Origin of the sequence: Flavobacterium sp., assembly GCF_039595935.1 — a bacterium.
Taxonomy (GTDB): Bacteria; Bacteroidota; Bacteroidia; order Flavobacteriales; family Flavobacteriaceae; genus Flavobacterium.
Window position 1 is genome coordinate 947,379 of sequence record NZ_JBCNKR010000004.1, and the last position, 20,716, is coordinate 968,094.

General features: G+C 37.0%; 9 protein-coding genes. 4 read left to right on the forward strand and 5 right to left on the reverse strand.

Going from position 1 to position 20,716, the window contains the following annotated elements; genetic code table 11:
* Nucleotides 1-178: 178 nt before the first annotated feature.
* Together dnaX and ABDW27_RS04180 are read left to right on the forward strand one after the other, a co-directional pair.
* Nucleotides 179-1,264 carry a DNA polymerase III subunit gamma/tau gene (gene dnaX / locus ABDW27_RS04175; RefSeq protein ID WP_343694707.1) on the forward strand — a complete coding sequence of 362 codons (1,086 nt, stop codon included), beginning with the start codon at nt 179-181 and terminating at the stop codon, nt 1,262-1,264.
* Between the two features lie 260 nt (nt 1,265-1,524).
* Nucleotides 1,525-1,941, forward strand: coding sequence for a DNA polymerase III subunit gamma/tau (locus ABDW27_RS04180; protein ID WP_343694708.1), 417 nt, complete (start codon nt 1,525-1,527; stop codon nt 1,939-1,941).
* A 99-nt stretch (nt 1,942-2,040) separates the two neighbouring features.
* On the opposite strand, the gene ABDW27_RS04185 is transcribed toward ABDW27_RS04180, so the two are convergent.
* The 5 genes from ABDW27_RS04185 to ABDW27_RS04205 form a co-directional block, all read right to left on the reverse strand.
* Nucleotides 2,041-2,619, reverse strand: coding sequence for an NAD(P)H-dependent oxidoreductase (locus ABDW27_RS04185; protein ID WP_343694709.1), 579 nt, complete (start codon nt 2,617-2,619; stop codon nt 2,041-2,043).
* A 168-nt stretch (nt 2,620-2,787) separates the two neighbouring features.
* Nucleotides 2,788-3,348, reverse strand: coding sequence for a Crp/Fnr family transcriptional regulator (locus tag ABDW27_RS04190; protein WP_343694710.1), 561 nt, complete (start codon nt 3,346-3,348; stop codon nt 2,788-2,790).
* Entirely contained in the window at nt 3,348-4,238 is an 891-nt protein-coding gene (locus tag ABDW27_RS04195; protein WP_343694711.1) for an exopolyphosphatase, read from the reverse strand. Before ABDW27_RS04195 ends, ABDW27_RS04190 begins: the two co-directional genes overlap by 1 nt.
* A gap of 35 nt (nt 4,239-4,273) precedes the next feature.
* A complete protein-coding gene (gene ppk1, locus ABDW27_RS04200) occupies nt 4,274-6,352 on the reverse strand; it encodes a polyphosphate kinase 1 (RefSeq protein WP_343694712.1) in 2,079 nt (692 codons plus the stop codon).
* A gap of 5 nt (nt 6,353-6,357) precedes the next feature.
* Nucleotides 6,358-6,843, reverse strand: a complete 486-nt coding sequence (locus ABDW27_RS04205) for a histidine phosphatase family protein (protein WP_343694713.1) — start codon at nt 6,841-6,843, stop codon at nt 6,358-6,360.
* A 496-nt stretch (nt 6,844-7,339) separates the two neighbouring features.
* Between ABDW27_RS04205 and ABDW27_RS04210 the strand changes: the two genes are divergently transcribed.
* Both ABDW27_RS04210 and ABDW27_RS04215 read left to right on the forward strand, forming a co-directional pair.
* The gene (locus tag ABDW27_RS04210) at nt 7,340-7,891 is read left to right on the forward strand and encodes a hypothetical protein (RefSeq protein WP_343694714.1); all 552 of its coding nucleotides are present in this window, start codon (nt 7,340-7,342) and stop codon (nt 7,889-7,891) included.
* A gap of 37 nt (nt 7,892-7,928) precedes the next feature.
* Entirely contained in the window at nt 7,929-20,573 is a 12,645-nt protein-coding gene (locus tag ABDW27_RS04215; protein WP_343694715.1) for an Ig-like domain-containing protein, read from the forward strand.
* The last annotated feature ends 143 nt before the right edge of the window (nt 20,574-20,716 follow it).

Sequence of the window (20,716 nt, forward strand, 5' to 3'; positions counted from 1 at the left end):
TATAGAAATATGATTTTGGTTATGGCTAAAATACTGTTTTTTTAATTTGAAAAATTTTAAAACTCAAATAAATAAATTTCCTCAAAATAGCGCTATTCAGCTACTTAAAAATCTTTCAATTTTTAAATTTTTAATTCATTAAATTATACTTTATATTTGCTATCGAATAAAGAAGAATATGGAACAATTTGTAGTATCGGCACGTAAATATCGTCCTCAGACATTTAAAGATGTTGTGGGTCAGAAAGCCATTACCAACACTTTGTTGAATGCTATTGAAACCAATCACCTGGCTTCTGCTCTTTTATTCACCGGACCTCGTGGAGTTGGTAAAACAACCTGCGCGCGTATTTTGGCACGTAAAATAAACCAGCCCGGATATGACGATCCAACTGAAGATTTTGCATTTAATGTTTTTGAGCTGGATGCTGCTTCAAACAACTCGGTTGATGATATTCGTAACCTAATTGATCAGGTTCGAATCCCGCCGCAAACAGGACAGTATAAAGTATATATCATTGACGAGGTTCATATGTTGTCTTCTGCCGCTTTTAATGCTTTTCTTAAAACATTAGAAGAACCGCCAAAACATGCTATTTTTATTTTAGCTACGACAGAAAAACACAAAATCCTTCCAACGATTTTATCTCGTTGTCAAATTTTTGATTTTAAAAGAATTACGGTAAAAGATGCTAAAGAACATTTGGCTGATGTTGCTGAAAGTCAGGGAATCAATTTTGAAGATGATGCACTGCACATTATAGCTCAAAAAGCAGATGGTGCCATGCGTGATGCTTTGTCTATTTTTGACCGTGTGGTTTCGTATTGCGGAACTAATTTAACGCGTCAGGCCGTAACTGAAAACCTAAACGTTTTAGATTACGAAACATACATTACCGTTACTGATTTAATTCTTGAAAATAAAATTCCGGAACTTTTAATAGCGTACAACGATATTCTGGCAAAAGGGTTTGACGGACATCATTTTATTGCCGGATTAGCTTCTCATTTTAGAGATTTGCTGGTAAGTAAAACACCTTCGACAATCGCTTTATTAGAAGTTGGAGAACAAGCGCAGCAAATGTACGGCGTACAATCTCAGAAATGTTCTCAGGAATTTTTATTAAAAGGAATTGACATTGCTAATGATTGTGATTTAAAATACAAATTAAGTCAAAATCAGCGTTTGTTAGTCGAATTATGTCTGATGCAGTTAGCCTCTATCAACTTTGATGGAGAAAAAAAAAAGTTGAGCAATTCATAATTCCTCCTACTTATTATAAAAATGGAAGCTTTTCTATTGTTGAAGTTCCAAATTTAAAACCCCAAATTCCAAATACGGAAGAAAAAGTTACTGTTAATGTCAATCAAAATGACAATAACAATGCTGATAATTCTCCTGTTGTAAATACAGCTATTCCTAAAATTCCTAAAGTCGAAGCTCCAGTAATTCCGAGAGCTGACGTAAATGGTGAACAAAAAGTTTCTGCTTTCTCTCTGGCGAGTATCCGAAAGAAAAAAGAAATGGAAGAAAGCGGAAAAACCTATGTTAAGCCTTCATCTGTATTACCTACTGAGGAATTTAACGAAACGGATATGCTTTTGTACTGGAACAAATATGCGGAGCGTTTAGGTCAAAAAGGGCTTAAGATCATGGAATCTATCCTGTTGATTAATGATCCTGTTTTAGACGGAACCAGAATTACTTATGAACTGCCAAATGAAGGTTCTAAACTTGATTTTGAAAGTCAGGTAAATGGATTATTAGGATATTTAAAAGGACATTTGCACAATCACGATATCACAATTGAAGTTATTGTAAACGAAGAGGTGCAGATGAAAAGAAGTTACAACGATCAGGATCGTTATAATCGTCTTCTTGAAATCAATCCAAACATTGAACTTTTACGTTCAACATTTGGTTTAGATTTACATACTTAATCGTTTTTTAGACACGAATTACACAAATTTTCACTAATTACTTTATGCGAAGATTACTGAAACAATTCGTGCCAATTTGTGTAATTAATCGCAAAAACATTATTTCTTTTTCAAGCCGAAATTGTAGATTTTTTCCAGCCATTTTGCTCTTTGCAAATCATTTGAACCTTTTATAATACCAATATAACTTACTTTTATAGGTTTTACACCACAAAATTCTAAGGTTGATTTTTTTAATTGATTTACACTTGGTCTTCTAAAAAACAATCTGTAATACCAGCTCGGCTGATCTAAAGTTGTAATAATGTGTGCTGTTTTTCCTTTTAGTAATTTATCCCACCAAACAGAATTTTCTCTGTATTGAAATGCCATTCCGGGCAGAAACAAACGATCTATAAATCCTTTTGTAATTGCCGGAAGCCCACCCCACCAAACGGGATGTATCCAGACTAAATGATCGGCTCTTTTTATTTTTTCCCAGGATTCTAATAAATCCGACTCTAATTCTGTTCGTTTTTGATAACCAAATTTTAGATTCGGGCTGAAATTTAGATTCGCAATTGTAATGGTTTCTACAACCGCTCCGGAAGCGATTGCTCCTTTTTGATATTCATCAGCGATAGCAAAATTAAAACTGTCAGGATTGGGATGCCCGTTTATGATTAGTATTTTTTTCATGTGAATGTTTTGATCAAAAATACTATTCGGCTTATTTATTTTACTGGACAAATGTCCTTAAAAACTGGTAAGATTTATTTTTTTCTCTTGCAGATTTTGCAGATTAGGCAGATTATATTTCAAAAATATTAAAAATAAATCTGTTGAATCTCCAAAATCTGCGAGAAATTAAAAAACAGCTTTTCTAATTCGGCTTAAATGCCTTGGAGTAATTCCTAAATAGGAAGCTAAATATTGCAGCGGAATTAACTGCAGATATTTTTGATGATTATTATATAATTCTTCGTAACGCTGAGCGCCGGACAGTTTCTGAAAAGAAATCATTCTTTTATTGAGGTTTACAAATTCTATTTCAGTTAATTTTCGTCCGGTTTCCTGCCAGTTAAAACCTGATTGATAAAGTATTTCAAGTGCTTTACGATCTAAAATCTGCAACTCAGTATCTACTAATGCCTGAACATTTTCTTCTGCTTTTTCTCCAGTTATAAAACTGGCAAACGAAGCCATAAATTCATTTTCGAAAGCGAAACAGTTGGTGATTTCATCACCTTTATGATTATAAAAAAAGGAACGTAAAATTCCCTTTTTTATAAATACAATTTCATTACAAACCTGATTTTCTGTCAATAAAAGTTCTCCTTTTTTCAGTGTACGAAACGTTATTAAATCATCTAAAAGTGATAATTCATCTGTAGAAAAATCCTGAATTGACTGAAAAACTGATTTCATTAAATTTTACCGTAATACATTGCTTTTACGATTCCATCAGAAAGTCCAATTTTTGGAACAAAAATCTGGCGTGCACCACTCCATTTCATTGCGTTAAGATAAATTCTGGTTGCATGAATAATTACGTCGGCACGGTCAGAGTTTAAACCTAATTCGGCAATTCTTTGCTCGTAAGTCAATGAATTTAAAAAGGCATATTGTGAATTGATGTAAATGTATGAAAGCGGTTTTTCCTGTTGTTTTCCAGACATTTTAAACAATTTATTGATGTTTCCTCCAGAACCAATTAACGTAACTTCTTCATAATCGGCTGTATTGGTTTTAATCCATTTTTCGATTTCATCCCAAACCACATCATGAACCATATTATTCAATAATCGAACGGTTCCGGCTTTAAATGATCTTGAATTAATCATTTTTCCGTCAGAGAATAAAGTAAACTCTGTGCTTCCACCTCCAACATCAACAAAAAGATAAGTTTCGTCTGTTTTTAATAAATGGTGTAAATCTGTAGAAGCTATAATTGCGGCTTCTTTTTTACCATCAATAATTTCAATTTTAATGTCGGCTTTTTTCTTAATCAAAGCCACAACTTCTTTGGCATTATAGGCTTCGCGCATTGCAGAAGTTGCAAATGCCATATAACGTTCTACTTTATGTACTTTCATCAAAAGATTGAATGCTTTCATGGCATCCACCATTCGATCTATATTTTCGGGTGAAATTTCACCTACGGTAAAGGCATCTTGTCCCAAACGAATTGGAACACGAACAAGCGAACTTTTATTGAACTGCGGTTCTTTTCCTTCTTGTTCTACAACATTCGATATCAGCAGCCTCATGGCGTTTGATCCAATATCTATTGCTGCAAATTTCCTAATATTAATCATGCTCACTTTATGATTTGTAATTGAATTTTATTTGTTTAGTCTACTTTTTGAGGAACCTCTTCTAGTACCGCTATTTTATTTTGATAATATTTATAGGTTTCAAATTGTGCTCTAAATGGGGCATGATGATTTCGAGGCTTATACTTATTATCCAGCTTATATGAATGATATCTTACTTTTACGTTTCCTTTCCAGGCAATGTTGAAATTATCGATTAGTTCTTTTTTAATTTCGTGGTCGTAAATCGGGCAGGTTACTTCTACTCTTCCGTCGAGGTTTCGGGTCATGAAATCGGCTGAAGAAATATAGACTTCATTAAGTCCCGCATTTCCAAAAATATAAACTCGGGAATGTTCTAAATAATTGTCTACAATACTTATGGCTTCGATGTTTTCGCTCATTCCCGGAATTCCCGGAATCAAAGAACAAATTCCTCTTACCTGAAGCTGGATTTTTACTCCGGCATTACTTGCTTCATACAGTTTGTCGATCATTTTAAAATCAGATAAACTGTTCATTTTTAATTTTATGAATGTTTTTCTTCCTGCTAATGCATGGAGAATTTCACGATCAATCAGCTTAACAAATTTGGCTCTGGTATAATGTGGAGACACTATTAAATGTTTGTACCTGTGTACTCTGTAGTTGATATCGAAGAATTCAAATATTTTAGAAACGTCTTTTAAAATTCCCTGATTGCATGTAAACAGCGTAACATCTGTATAAATTTTAGCTGTCGATTCGTTGAAATTTCCTGTTGAAACAAATCCGTAACGGCGTGTTTTTCCGTCTTCAACTCTTTCGATAACGCAAATTTTACTATGTACTTTCAAACCTTTAATTCCAAAAATAAGTTCGATACCTTCTGTCTGCATTTGTTCAGCATAGGAAATATTCGAAGCTTCGTCAAAACGTGCCTGAAGCTCGATTTGTACGACTACTTTTTTTCCGTTTTTTGCCGCGTTTATCAGCGAACTGATAATTTGCGAGTTTTTTGCCAAACGATATAAAGTAATTTTTATACTGGTAACTTTAGGGTCTAAAGCGGCTTCTCGCAAAAACTTCGTTAAATAAGCAAATGACTGATACGGAGCGTGTACCAGATAATCTTTTTTGTTTATTTTTTCCAGAATACTTCCATCAAGGCTTAAGCCCGGAACGGGTAAGGGTTCGTTTGGTTTATACAATAAATCGTAACGACCCAGATTTGGAAAATCCATATAATCGCGGCGGTTGTGATATCTACCTCCGGGAATAATACTATCGGTTTCTACGATTTTCATTTTATCTAAAAAGAAACGCAAAGTATCTTCTTCGATTAAACTGTCGTAAATAAAACGTACGGGTTCACCAATACGTCGGTCTTTTACTGATGAAGCAATTTTTTCGAGCATACTTTTACTCAAATCACTGTCGATATCTAACTGTGCATCTCGCGTAATTTTAATCATATGTGCCGAAACACTCTTGTAATCAAATATATTGAAGATGTTTTTTAGTTTTAAACGAATAACATCATCAATTAAAATCACATATTGTTTATCGTCTTCTGACGGAAGTACGACAAACCTGTTGATTGTTTTTGGGATTTCAATTAAAGCGTAACGAACCTCATCGGTTTTTAATTCTAAACGAACGGCCAGATATCCGGCAGTATCTTTTAAAACCGGGAAAACAGCAAGATCATTCAGAATAATGGTAACCAATTCCGGACTTAATTTCTGCATAAAAAAGTCCTTCAGAAAACATTCCTGTTTTGGTGTAATCTGATCTTCGTTTATGATAAAGATATTTTCGGCTTCGAGCTCGCTTTCTATATTACCTAAAATACGTAAACTTTCAGATTGCTGCTGAATAACGATTTCTGTAATGTCTTTAATTAATTGGTGTGCAGAAACCCCTCCAAGATATTTTTCGCCTGAAATTCCGGAAAGACTTAATCTACGAATGGCGGCATATCGAACTCTAAAAAACTCATCTAAATTGTTTGAAAAAATTCCAACAAATCGCAGTCTGTCTAAAAGAGGAACGGTATTATCTGCCGCTTCCTGAAGTACTCTTGCATTAAACGCTAACCAGCTTTTTTCTCTATCGATATATTTCTGTTCGTACACTGTAATTATTTTAAATCTTTGGGGAATATTGTTTTATTGGTTTTGCCGTTATTGATTTCATCCCAGCTTTCCTGATCGAATTGTAATGATACAAAGCCCGAAGTTGGAACATTATCAATAAAAACATCCCCAAATTTATTAACAAAATTTGTAATAGCCTCGTTATGTCCGAAAAGAATAACGCTTTCTAAACTATTATCACATGATTTGATAACTTTTTCTAACTGCCTTTCATCAAAAGTATAAAGATCGTCTTTGAAAACAATACTTTCTATGGGATATGAAATGTTTTGTGCAAAAATTAAAGCTGTTTCTGAAGCACGCGCTGCGGTACTGCTCCAGATTATATAGGTTTTAGGAAGATATTTTGAAATATTGGTTGAAACTTCATGAGCATCTAAAATTCCTCTCTTCATTAAAGGTCTGTCGAAATCTTTCAACGGAGCTTCCCAACTTGATTTTGCATGACGTATTAAGATTAAATTTTTCATAAGCAGAGTGTTTAAAAAAACCGCAAAAATGGCTGCGATTTTATTGAAGTTCTAATTTACAAAAGAAATTTTAATACTCTTCCTTTTTTTATTTCTGTTAACATTTAAACAAAATTTTAACAAGTAAAAATGATTCTAAAAAAGCAAATAATTGAAAAATCATTTTTTGTGTTTTTTAAAAAAAATGTACTTCATCCTCAAAAACATGCATTTGATCGATATTTAGAAATCAGCAATAAATTAACCAAATAATTATATTTTAACCATTTACACTCGACCAAACACCATATTTTTATTAAAAATGAAAGAAAAATCTACTTGAAATTTTAATCAAATTAGTTAAAAAAATAATTTTTTGAGTCAATTTTTAAGAAAAAAACAGCACTTAAACGAGTTTTTAGGTTAGTTACAGATAAAAAAAATCAAATAGAAAAACTCTCATATAATTTTGATTATGTTAAAAAACATCGAATACCACTAACAAAAATCCTAAATTATGAGAACGACATCTACTCTTCAAAAAGCAGTGAAATTTGTTAACAATTGTAAGTATATTTTTTCCTTCAAAAAGAACATTTTTAAGAAAAAACTATTCCTCTTACTCTTTTTTTTAATTACTACAATTTCATTAGCACAATCGGGTTCGTGCAGCGCAACATTGATTGTTGAAAATAATGGAAACATCAGAAGTACTCCTCTTGATGGAACGTATTACTCTATGATTCTGACGAATAGCGGCTCTTCTGAAGATACGTTTATTTTGAGTTCTAAGAACGTCAACGCCTCTTGTTCTAATACTGACGGGAGCTCTACTTCGGGAAATGTAACCATCAATACTGACTTTATAGATTATGGAAGAAATTCTCTAAGCGAAATAACGTTAAGCGCTGGGCAGTCACTGAATTTTTATGTCCACATTACGATTCCTGCTAATACTACGGTACAAAGATGGTCTTGCAGCCAGATTACCGCGACTTCAAAAAACTGTTCCAGCTATGCTGTTGATACTGTTTTACATACTTACATCATTAATCCTGTTAATGATTAAATACAATATATCAAGTATTCTCTTAAAATGATTAAAAATGGAAAAACTATTACTCTCTTTAAGCAATTTTTTACGAGATATAAAAAAAATACAATTTGTTGTATTATTTCTTCTGTCAACATCAATTGGCTTAGCACAAACTATAACTACTAGCAAAACTGTAACGGCAAACCCAACAAATTGCGGTATTGTGAATGTAAAAGTAGATATCACCGGTGCAAATCCAATTACCCGAAATTCAGATGTGATTCTGGCAATTGATATCTCGGGTAGTATGGGTAACACAATTCCCGGAGATTTAAAAACTTCTATGGATTACGCCAAAGATGCCGCATTAGCATTTCTTAATCAAGCAAAAGCTAACCCACAAAACCGAATTGCAATTGTTGCTTATAGTACAACAGCAACTTTAAAGATTGGACTTACCTATCTTGATGCCAATGGTGTAACACTGATTACAAATCAGATTAATTCATTGCAGGCTACAAATTCAACTAACATTTATGCCGGAATTGTGAGATCTGAAACTGAATTGGAAGCCAATGGCCGATTTGACTGCAATACGGCAAGAGCCATAATCTTACTAACAGATGGTATTGCCAATGTAACAGGTACAAACGGAAATACGAGTTGTAATGTTAGTAAAACATCTCAATGTGTTACAGATGCAATAAATGCTGCTACAAATGCCAAAACTACTACAAAATCAAGTGTTGTGTATAACAATCAGGTATTTTCCGTAGGACTTTTTGGAGGTATCAGCGGAAATATAAATACCAATAACAGCGATCAGAATATTGCTAAATATACTTTGGATAATATTCAGGGAAGTGCTGCTTACATTACACAAAGCGGAGCTAATTTAACTTCTATTTATAATCAAATTGCTACTCAAATTTCATGGGTTGCTCAAAGTTTAGTTACTAAAGAAACTATTATTCCCGGTTTTACAATAGGCTCAATTACCACAAGTAAAGGAACCGCTTCATTATCTGGACAAGTAATTACATGGAATACTGATTTTTTAAACTCAGAAACTATTACTTTAAATTATCAATTAACTCCAACGGGAAGTGCCTGTGGAAACCAGACTGTCAGTACATCGACTTTGAATTATCAAAATTCATCTTGTGCCAACGATTCAAAAGCTATAAGCAGTCCGAGTTACTTTGTTCCTTGTCCGCCTGTAATTACAGGAACTTTAACAGCATGCGGATCTACTACTTTAACAGCTACAACAAATGCTGCTTCGCCAACTTATGTTTGGTATAAAGATAATACTGTTATAAATGGACAAACTTCTTCGACCTTAACTGTAACTGCAAGCGGAGTTTATAAAGTGAAAGTAAAAAATGGCACTACAAATTGCGAATTAACTTCGGCAGATTCAAACGTAACCATTAGTCCGGCAGCAGCTTTAGTTGCTCCTGCAAATGCATCTATTTCAGGATGCAGTACAGCAGCCATTACCGGACTGCCTTATAGTACAGCCAGTACAAATATTACACTTGCTCAATTGAATTCCGCGGGAGGTTCATTATCAAACAGTGGTTCAATTGGCAGTTATACCATTTCGTATTCTGATACTTCAACCGGAACGTGTCCCATAACGGTAACCCGAACTTTTAAGGTTACAACTAGTTGTGGAAATGTTACTGCTGTACAAACGATTACTATTAATGACACTACGGCTCCAACCTGGACTACAGCTGCAAATTCTTTAAACGTTACGCTTGAATGCAGTAATACAGCCGGATTGACTGCTGCTCAAAATCAAGCACCAACAGCAACGGATAACTGCGGCGGAACGGTAACTTATACCAAAACAAGCGGCGCTTTTACTGCTGGTTCTTGTGCTAATTCCGGAACTTATACTAACACCTGGACAGCAAAAGATGTTTGTAACAACACCTCAACAACTTTTACTCAGGTAATTACTATTCAGGATACAACCGCACCAACCTGGACTACAGCTGCTAATTCTTTAAACGTTACTCTTGAATGCAGTAATACAGCTGGATTAACTGCTGCTCAAAATCAGGCACCAACAGCAACTGATAACTGCGGCGGTACGGTAACTTATACCAAAACAAGCGGCGCTTTTACTGCTGGTTCTTGCGTAAATTCTGGAACTTATACTAATACCTGGACAGCAAAAGATGTTTGTAATAATACCTCAACAACTTTTACTCAGGTAATTACTATTCAGGATACAACTGCACCAACCTGGACAACGGCAGCAAATTCTTTAAACGTTACACTTGAATGCAGTAATACAGCCGGATTCACTGCTGCTCAGAATCAGGCGCCAACTGCAACTGACAATTGCGGAGGAACTGTAACTTATACAAAAACCAGCGGGGCTTTTACTGCCGGCATTTGTGTAAACTCTGGAACGTATACTAATACCTGGACAGCAAAGGATGTTTGTAATAATACCTCAACAACTTTTACTCAGGTAATTACGATTCAGGATACAACTGCGCCAACCTGGACAACTGCAGCAAATTCTTTAAACGTTACGCTTGAATGCAGTAACACAGCTGGATTGACTGCTGCTCAGAATCAGGCGCCAACTGCAACTGACAATTGCGGAGGAACTGTAACTTATACAAAAACCAGCGGGGCTTTTACTGCCGGCATTTGTGTAAACTCTGGAACATATACGAATACCTGGACAGCAAAGGATGTTTGTAATAATACCTCAACAACTTTTACTCAGGTAATTACGATTCAGGATACTACAGCGCCAACTTGGACAACTACGGCAGGTTCTCTAAATGTTACTTTAGAATGCAGTGATAATTCTGGTTTAACAAATGCTCAGGTTCAGTTCCCTGTGGCTTCTGATTTATGTGATAATGATGTTTCTAATATTGAAAAAGTTAGCGGACAATTCGCTGCTTCTCCATCATGCGGCAATTTCGGAACTTACACCAACACATGGACTGTAAAAGACGACTGTGGTAATATTTCTGACACGTTTACTCAGGTAATCACTATTCAGGATACCAGTAAACCTGTATGGACTACTCCTGCTGGTTCTCTAAATGTTACTTTAGAATGCAGCGATAATTCTGGTTTAACAAATGCTCAAGCCTTATTTCCTGTAGCTTATGATGACTGTGGTTCTGGTGTAATTAATATCGTTAAAGTAGGTGGCCAATTTGTTGCTTCTCAAGGATGTGGAAATGCCGGAACGTATACCAATACCTGGACGGTAAAAGACGACTGTGGTAATATGTCTGATATATTCACACAGGTGATTACAATTCAGGATACAACAGCTCCTACATGGACAACACAGGCAGGTTCTTTAGATGTAACTTTAGGATGCAGTGATGTTTCAGGTTTAGCAAATGCTCAGGCTCAGTTTCCTGCTGCTTCTGATTTATGTGATGCCGATGTTTCAAATATCACTAAAGTCAGCGGGCAATTTACAGCTTCTCTAGGATGCGGAAATGCCGGAACTTACACCAATACATGGACGGTAAAAGACGACTGTGGTAATATGTCTGATATATTCACACAGGTGATTACAATTCAGGATACAACAGCTCCTACATGGACAACACAGGCTGGTTCTTTAGATGTTACTTTAGAATGCAGCGATGCTTCAGGTTTAGCAAATGCTCAGGCTCAGTTTCCAGCTGCTTCTGATTTATGCGATGCTGATGTTTCTAACATTATAAAAGTCAGCGGACAATTTACAGCTTCTGCTGGATGTGGAAATGCCGGAACTTATACTAATACCTGGACAGTAAAAGATGACTGCGGAAATACTTCTGATACCTTTACTCAGGTAATCACTATCCAAGACACTACTGCTCCAACCTGGACAACTCAGGCTGGTTCTTTAGATGTAACTTTAGAATGCAGCGACGCTTCAGGTTTAGCAAATGCTCAGGCTCAGTTCCCAGCTGCTTCTGATTTATGTGATGCCGATGTTTCAAATATTACTAAAGTAAGCGGACAATTTACTGCTTCACAAGGATGCGGAAATGCCGGAACATATACTAATACATGGACAGTAAAAGACGACTGCGGAAATACTTCTGATACCTTTACTCAGGTAATCACTATCCAAGACACTACTGCTCCAACCTGGACAACTCAGGCTGGTTCTTTAGATGTAACTTTAGAATGCAGCGACGCTTCAGGTTTAGCAAATGCTCAGGCTCAGTTCCCAGCTGCTTCTGATTTATGTGATGCCGATGTTTCAAATATTACTAAAGTAAGCGGACAATTTACTGCTTCTGCTGGATGTGGAAATGCAGGAACTTACACCAACACATGGACTGTAAAAGATGACTGCGGCAATACTTCTGATACCTTTACGCAGGTAATTACAATTCAGGATACTACTGCTCCTAGCTGGACAACACAGGCTGGTTCTTTAGATGTAACTTTAGAATGCAGCGACGCTTCAGGTTTAGCAAATGCTCAGGCTCAGTTCCCAGCTGCTTCTGATTTATGTGATGCCGATGTTTCAAATATCACTAAAGTAAGCGGACAATTTACTGCTTCACAAGGATGCGGAAATGCCGGAACATATACTAATACATGGACAGTAAAAGACGACTGCGGAAATACTTCTGATACCTTTACTCAGGTAATCACTATCCAAGACACTACTGCTCCAACCTGGACAACTCAGGCTGGTTCTTTAGATGTAACTTTAGAATGCAGCGACGCTTCAGGTTTAGCAAATGCTCAGGCTCAGTTCCCAGCTGCTTCTGATTTATGTGATGCCGATGTTTCAAATATTACTAAAGTAAGCGGACAATTTACTGCTTCTGCTGGATGTGGAAATGCAGGAACTTACACCAACACATGGACTGTAAAAGATGACTGCGGCAATACTTCTGATACCTTTACGCAGGTAATTACAATTCAGGATACTACTGCTCCTAGCTGGACAACACAGGCAGGTTCTTTAGATGTTACGCTTGAATGCAGCGACGCTTCAGGTTTAGCAAATGCTCAGGCTCAGTTCCCTGCCGCTTCTGATCTATGTGATGCTGATGTTTCAAATATTACTAAAGTCAGCGGACAGTTTACAGCTTCTGCTGGATGCGGCAATGCCGGAACGTATACCAACACCTGGACAGTAAAAGATGACTGTGGAAATACTTCTGATACTTTTACTCAGGTAATCACAATTCAGGATACTACTGCCCCAGCGTGGACAACTCCCGCAGGCTCATTAGATGTTACGCTTGAATGCAGCGACGCTTCAGGTTTAGCAAATACTCAGGCACAGTTCCCAGCTGCTTCTGATTTATGTGATGCTGATGTTTCAAACATTACAAAAGTAAGCGGGCAATTTGTTGCTTCTGCAGGATGTGGAAATGCCGGGACATATACCAATACATGGACTGTGAAAGACGACTGCGGAAATACTTCTGAGACTTTTATACAAGTTATTACAATTCAAGATACTACTGCCCCAGCGTGGACAACTCCCGCAGGCTCATTAGATGTTACGCTTGAATGCAGCGACGCTTCAGGTTTAGCAAATGCTCAGGCTCAGTTCCCAGCTGCTTCTGATTTATGTGATGCTGATGTTTCAAATATTACTAAAGTAAGCGGACAATTTACTGCTTCACAAGGATGCGGAAATGCCGGAACTTACACCAACACCTGGACTGTAACAGATGACTGCGGAAATACTTCTGATACTTTTACGCAAGTAATCACTATTCAAGACACTACTGCTCCAGCGTGGACAACTCAGGCTGGTTCTTTAGATGTTACTTTACAATGTTCAGATACAGAAGGTTTTAATAATGCACAAAATCAAGCTCCTACTGCAACTGATAACTGTAATGGAGATATAACTTATACTAAAATAAGTGGTGAACTACAAAAAGGCAGCTGTGGAAGTACTGGAACCTACACTAACACTTGGACAGCAAAAGATCTTTGTAATAATACCTCAACTACTTTCACTCAGGTAATCACAATTCAGGACACGGCAGCTCCAACATGGATTACACAAGCAGGAACTTTAAATGTAACCTTACAATGCAGTGATACTGCTGGTTTACAAAATGCTCAAAATCAAGCTCCGGCAGCTACTGCAAATTGTTCAATCGTCACTTATGAAAAAACAAGCGGACAATTCACAGCTTCTGAAGGGTGTGGAAATTCAGGAACTTATACCAATAGCTGGATTGCTAAAGATGACTGTGGCAATGTAACTGACAGCTTTGTTCAAATTATAACAATTGAAGATACCACTTCGCCAACTTGGACAACTCAGGCTGGTTCTTTAAATGCTACAATTGAATGCAGCGATGCTTCTGGCTTAGCAAATGCCCAAGCTTTATTCCCAACTGCTTCTGATTTATGTGATGCTGATGTTTCCAACATTGAAAAAGTTAGCGGTCAATTTGTGGCTTCTGAAGGATGTGGAAATTCTGGAACTTACACCAACACCTGGACAGTAAAAGACGACTGCGGTAATACTTCTGATACTTTTACACAAATAATCACAATTCAGGATACTACTGCCCCAGCGTGGACAACTCAGGCTGGTTCTTTAGATGTAACTTTAGAATGCAGTGATGCTTCTGGTTTAGCAAATGCTCAGGCTCAGTTCCCAGCTGCTTCTGATCTATGTGATGCTGATGTTTCAAATATTACTAAAGTAAGCGGACAATTTACTGCTTCACAAGGTTGCGGAAATGCCGGAACTTACACTAACACTTGGACGGTAAAAGACGACTGCGGAAATACTTCTGATACCTTTACGCAGGTAATCACAATTCAGGATACAACTGCTCCAAGCTGGACAACTCAGGCAGGTTCTCTTAACCAAACAATAGAATGCAGTAATACGGAAGCTTTGGCAGCTGCTCAGGCTTTATTCCCAACTGCTTCTGATGCTTGTGATGCTGACGTTGCTAACATTGAAAAAGTAAGCGGACAATTCACAGCTTCTGAAGGATGTGGAAACGCCGGAACTTATACTAACACCTGGACTGTAAAAGATGACTGCGGTAATACTTCTGAAACTTTTACACAAGTAATCACAATTCAGGATAAAACAGCTCCAACTTGGACAACTCAGGCTGGTTCTCTTAATCAAACAATAGAATGCAGTAATACGGAAGCTTTGGCATCTGTTCAGGCATTATTCCCAACTGCTTCTGATTTATGTGATGCTGATGTTTCTAATATTGAAAAAGTAAGCGGGCAATTCATCGCTTCTGAAGGATGCGGAAACACCGGAACTTACACTAACACCTGGACTGTAAAAGACGATTGTGGTAATACTTCTGATACTTTCACACAAATAATCACCATTCAGGATACAACAGCTCCAACTTGGACAACTCAGGCTGGTTCTCTTAATCAAACAATAGAATGCAGTAATACGGAAGCTTTAGCTACAGCTCAGGCATTATTCCCTGCAGCTTCTGATTTATGTGATGCTGATGTTTCAAATATCACTAAAGTCAGCGGACAATTCATCGCTTCTGAAGGATGTGGAAACGCCGGAACGTATACCAATACCTGGACTGTAAAAGATGACTGCGGAAATACTTCTGAAACTTTCACACAAGTAATCACAATTCAGGATACAACAGCTCCAATCTGGACAACTCAGGCTGGTTCTTTAAACCAAACTATCGAATGCAGTAATACGGAAGCTTTAGCATCAGCTCAGGCTTTATTCCCAACTGCTTCTGATGCTTGTGATACTGATGTTTCTAATATTGAAAAAGTAAGCGGACAATTCACATCTTCTGAAGGATGCGGAAACGCCGGAACTTATACTAACACCTGGACTGTAAAAGATGACTGCGGAAATACTTCTGATACTTTTACTCAGGTAATTACAATTCAGGATACTACAGCACCAACCTGGACAACTCAATCTGGTTCTTTAAATGTTACGCTTGAATGCAGCGATGTTTCAGGCTTAGTAAATGCTCAGGCTCAGTTTCCAGCGGCTTCTGATTTATGCGATTCTGATGTTTCTAATATTGAAAAAGTAAGCGGACAATTCATCGCTTCTGAAGGATGCGGAAACGCCGGAACGTATACCAACACCTGGACTGTAAAAGACGATTGTGGAAATACTTCTGATACTTTCACACAAGTAATCACAATTCAGGATACAACTGCTCCAACCTGGACAACTCAGGCTGGTTCTTTAAACCAAACAATAGAATGCAGTAATACGGAAGCTTTGGCATCTGCTCAGGCTTTATTCCCAACTGCTTCTGATACTTGTGATGCTGATGTTTCTAATATCACTAAAGTAAGCGGAGAGTTTGTAGCTTCTGAAGGTTGCGGAAATTCTGGAACTTACATTAATACATGGACAGTTAAAGATGGATGTGGAAATACTTCTGATACTTTCACGCAAGTAATCACAATTCAGGATACAACCTCTCCAACTTGGACAACTCTGGCTGGTTCTCTTAACCAAACAATAGAATGCAGTAATTCGGAAGCTTTGGCATCAGCACAAGCTTTATTCCCAACTGCTTCTGATACTTGTGATGCTGATGTTTCTAATATTGAAAAAATTAGCGGTCAATTTGTAGCTTCTGAAGGATGTGGAAATTCTGGAACTTATACCAACACCTGGAATGTAAAAGATGACTGTGGTAATACTTCTGAAACTTTTACACAAGTTATCACAATTCAGGATACAACTGCTCCAAGCTGGACAACTCAGGCAGGTTCTCTTAACCAAACAATAGAATGCAGTAATACGGAAGCTTTGGCATCAGCCCAAGCTTTATTCCCAACTGCTTCTGATTTATGTGATACTGACGTTTCTAACATTGAAAAAGTAAGCGGACAGTTTGTAGCTTCTGAAGGATGCGGAAACGCTGGAACTTACACCAACACTTGGACAGTAAAAGATGACTGTGGCAATACTTCTGATACCTTTACTCAGGTAATCATAATTCAGGATACTACTGCTCCAGCGTGGACAACTCAGGCCGGTTCTTTAAACCAAACTATAGAATGCAGTAATACGGAAGCTTTAGCATCAGCTCAGGCTTTATTCCCAACTGCTTCTGATGCTTGTGATGCTGATGTTTCTAACATTGAAAAAATTAGTGGACAGTTTGTAGCTTCTGAAGGATGTGGAAATTCTGGAACTTATACTAACACCTGGACTGTAAAAGATGACTGTGGTAATACTTCTGAAACTTTTACACAAGTTATCACAATTCAGGATACAACTTCACCAGCTTTTATCGGAAACCTTCCAACAGATATTACTGTTTCTTGTGACGCTGTTCCTGAACCAGCAAACTTGGAAGTTTCTGATAACTGCAATGGAAATTTACCAATTGTATTCTCTGAAACTAAAAGTGATATTCTTAACGAATGTGGCACAGATTATACTTTAACACGTAAATGGACTACCAGCGATTGTGGTGGAAATGTAATTTCGCACACTCAAACTATTATAGTTAAAGACACTACTCCGCCAACAGGAACTGCTCCAGCTGATGTAGCAGGTCTGCAAAGCGTTAATGAAATTCCAGCAGCAAGTCCGCAGGATATTATCGACGCTGCCGATAACTGCAGTAATAACGTTACTATCACTATTAGTGATTCTAATAATGGAGCAAGCGGCTGCGACGGAAATGCTTATGTATTAACCAGAACTTACACTTTAACCGACTGTTCAGGAAACAAAACTGAATTAGTTCAAACTTTTACAGTCGAAAACAAAGTTTTTGTTACAGGTATAGCCTCAAACGCAACTTGTTTTGGAAAAAGCAATGGTTCAATTTTAGTAACCAGCAGCCCTGGTGCCGTAGTTGTTATTAAAAATGCTCAAAACGAAATTGTGGGTAACACTAATTTACCAGCTGGAACTTATACACTTACTGCAACAGCAGTTGTAAATGGCGAAAGCGAAACCTGTACTGCAACAACTACAGTAGTTATTACACAACCAGAATACACTATAAAAATATCTGGATATGTGATCAATGTAACTACTAATACAGGAATTGCCAACGTGCCAATTACCTTAATTCCGCAAGGATCTACTACCGGACCAATTTTATTACGTTTAACCGGAGTTGATGGAAGTTATAATTTCACCGGAATGCCAGAAGGAAGTTATTTAGTTCAGGTACAAGATGCAAACCTGAATAATGTTTATCAATTATATCCTGTAAACTCAAGTTTGTTCTTTACAACACTTGAAGATTGTAAATTCCAGGAACATAATTTTGAATACGGACCATCCAATCTGCCAGTATTAGGTGATTATGTTTGGTATGACACAAACAGCAATGGTATTCAGGACGAATGGTATGATGCTAATAATGATGGTGTCGTTACTAAAAATGTTCCAGATGAAAATGGCGCAATTGACTATAGTTTATTAGAATGGATTGACTTAAACGGTGATGGAAGCTATCAAGGGCCTTCAAATTCAGGCGAATTAAATGCCGGCGGATTTGGAAATGCATTGAGTCCAAACGTTATAGTTGATGGACCAAATGGATATCATAAAGAAGTTATAATTGGAATTCAGGGATACTGGAGAGACAGACCAGCGAGTGAAAATCCGTATGGCAATTACAATATAAAATTAGTTAAAGATGCTAATCTGGATGCTATGGCTAATGCTTTGGGCGAAACAGGACTTGTAAAAGTGCTTCCAAATGCGGCAGATAAAAAAGTAACCGCTAAAAAAGATAAAACGCAATTACATACTGTTTGTTCTACCACTACAGCAGGCAGTTATATCGTAACTGTTACACCAGAAGATTTAGTTCATTTAGATGCTGACTTTGGTATAAGCTGTAAAAAATATCAGGATATTGTTGCCAATGACGATAGCGCAGGACCAATTGCAGGTGTTAATCATACAACAACCAATGTATTAAATGTATTGTTGAATGATACACTTGAAGGCAATCCGGTAACCGCATCTGAGGTGATTGTAACAACAGTAACACCAAATGAATTTTTACAATTAAATCCTGATGGTTCTTTAGATGTTTTACCAAATGCCCCAACAGGTACTTTAACATTAGTATATCAAATTTGCGAAGCAGATCAAACTTCTAACTGCGATACGGCAACTGTTACCATAACAATTGAAGCACCAGTTATGACCGTTACAGCAACAGCAATTTGTGTAAACGATGTACCTTATGTTGATTATTCTGTAACTCCGGTAAATTTCACTCCAATAAATGGAGTAACAATTGCCTGGGCAAATGCACAAAATACGGTAATTACCACTATGACGAATTTACCATTAAGCGGTCGTGTATTATGGCCTGGAGCATTAGTAGACGAATCAGGAAATGGCATCGACTGGCCAGGATGGGTTTTCCAAAACAACAAATGGATTCAGGCAGCTGATGGGTTTGAATCATTACGCCCAACGGTTAACTTAACAATATCTGTTAATCCAAGCGAAACGATCACTATAAACTATCCTCCGGCAGATCCTTATTGTACAGCAAGACCAACATTTGCAATTGTGGCTAATGACGACAATCCGCCAGCCATAACAGCACCGGCAGGAGTTACCAATATTACAAATGTTTTCAACAATGATACTTTAAATAATGATCCGGTAAATCCAAATGATGTTACGCTTACCATTGTAACACCAGATCCAACAAATACATTGACATTAAATCCTGATGGCTCTGTAGATGTTGCACCAAATGTACCAGCCGGAACATACACATTAACGTATCAAATTTGTGAAAATGCTGATGCCGGAAACTGCGATACAGCAATTGTAACTGTAGTTGTACTTGCCGCTCCTACTCCGGTTGCAGCTAATGACGACGTCTACGATAACATTGGCTGTTATACTTTTGGATTGATTGGAAATGTTTTAAGCAATGATTTTAAAGGACAAGTTCCGGCTACGTTAGAACTTGTAAACTTTACACTGCTTGCCGAAAATCAAAACGATGAAAAAACAGATCCGAATATTGTAATTGATAATTCAGGAAATGTTACTGTATCTGGTTTAACTCCACCGGGAACTTATACTTACAGCTATCGTATTTGTGACAAGCTAGACAGCGAAAATTGTGATAACGCAACAATTACCATAACTGTTGTTCCAAATGGAATTACAAACATCACCAGTCAGGCTTGTAACGATGATTCATCACTAGTTAATCTATCAAATCTGCTTCCGGAAGGTACCCCAATTACCGGAACATGGATTGATACCAACAACAGTAATGCATTAGTCGGAAGTATACTTAATCCGTTTGGCTTAACACTTGGCAATTACACATTCGAATATCAAATTGTCGACGAAAATTGTCCAAGAAGCATATTGCTAAACATGGAAATCAATGATGACTGCAGAGTTTTAGCCTGCGGAAACATATTGGTACACAACGCTTTTTCACCAAACGGCGACGGAATAAATGATGTCTTCGTAATTGATAGTATTGATGATTTAACCTGTTATCCAGGAAATACTGTAGAGATATACAATCGTTGGGGAATATTAGTATTTGAAACTACAAATTACAATAACACAACCAATGCATTTGACGGAAAATCAAGAGGTAGAACAACAGTAAAACAATCTGATGGACTGCCAACCGGAACTTATTTCTACATTCTTAATTACAAATCGTTAGATGGAAATAATGTAATTCAAAATAATAAGCAGGACGGATATTTATATCTATCTAAATAAAAGCAGATTAAACTCACTACATAATACATTGTTATGTAGCGAGTTACAATAAAAAATGTAAAAAAATACTTAATTTTGAATATACAAAGAATGTTGGCTTTTTTAATTTGAAAATAATTAAGAAATCTACGAGTAATAATTAA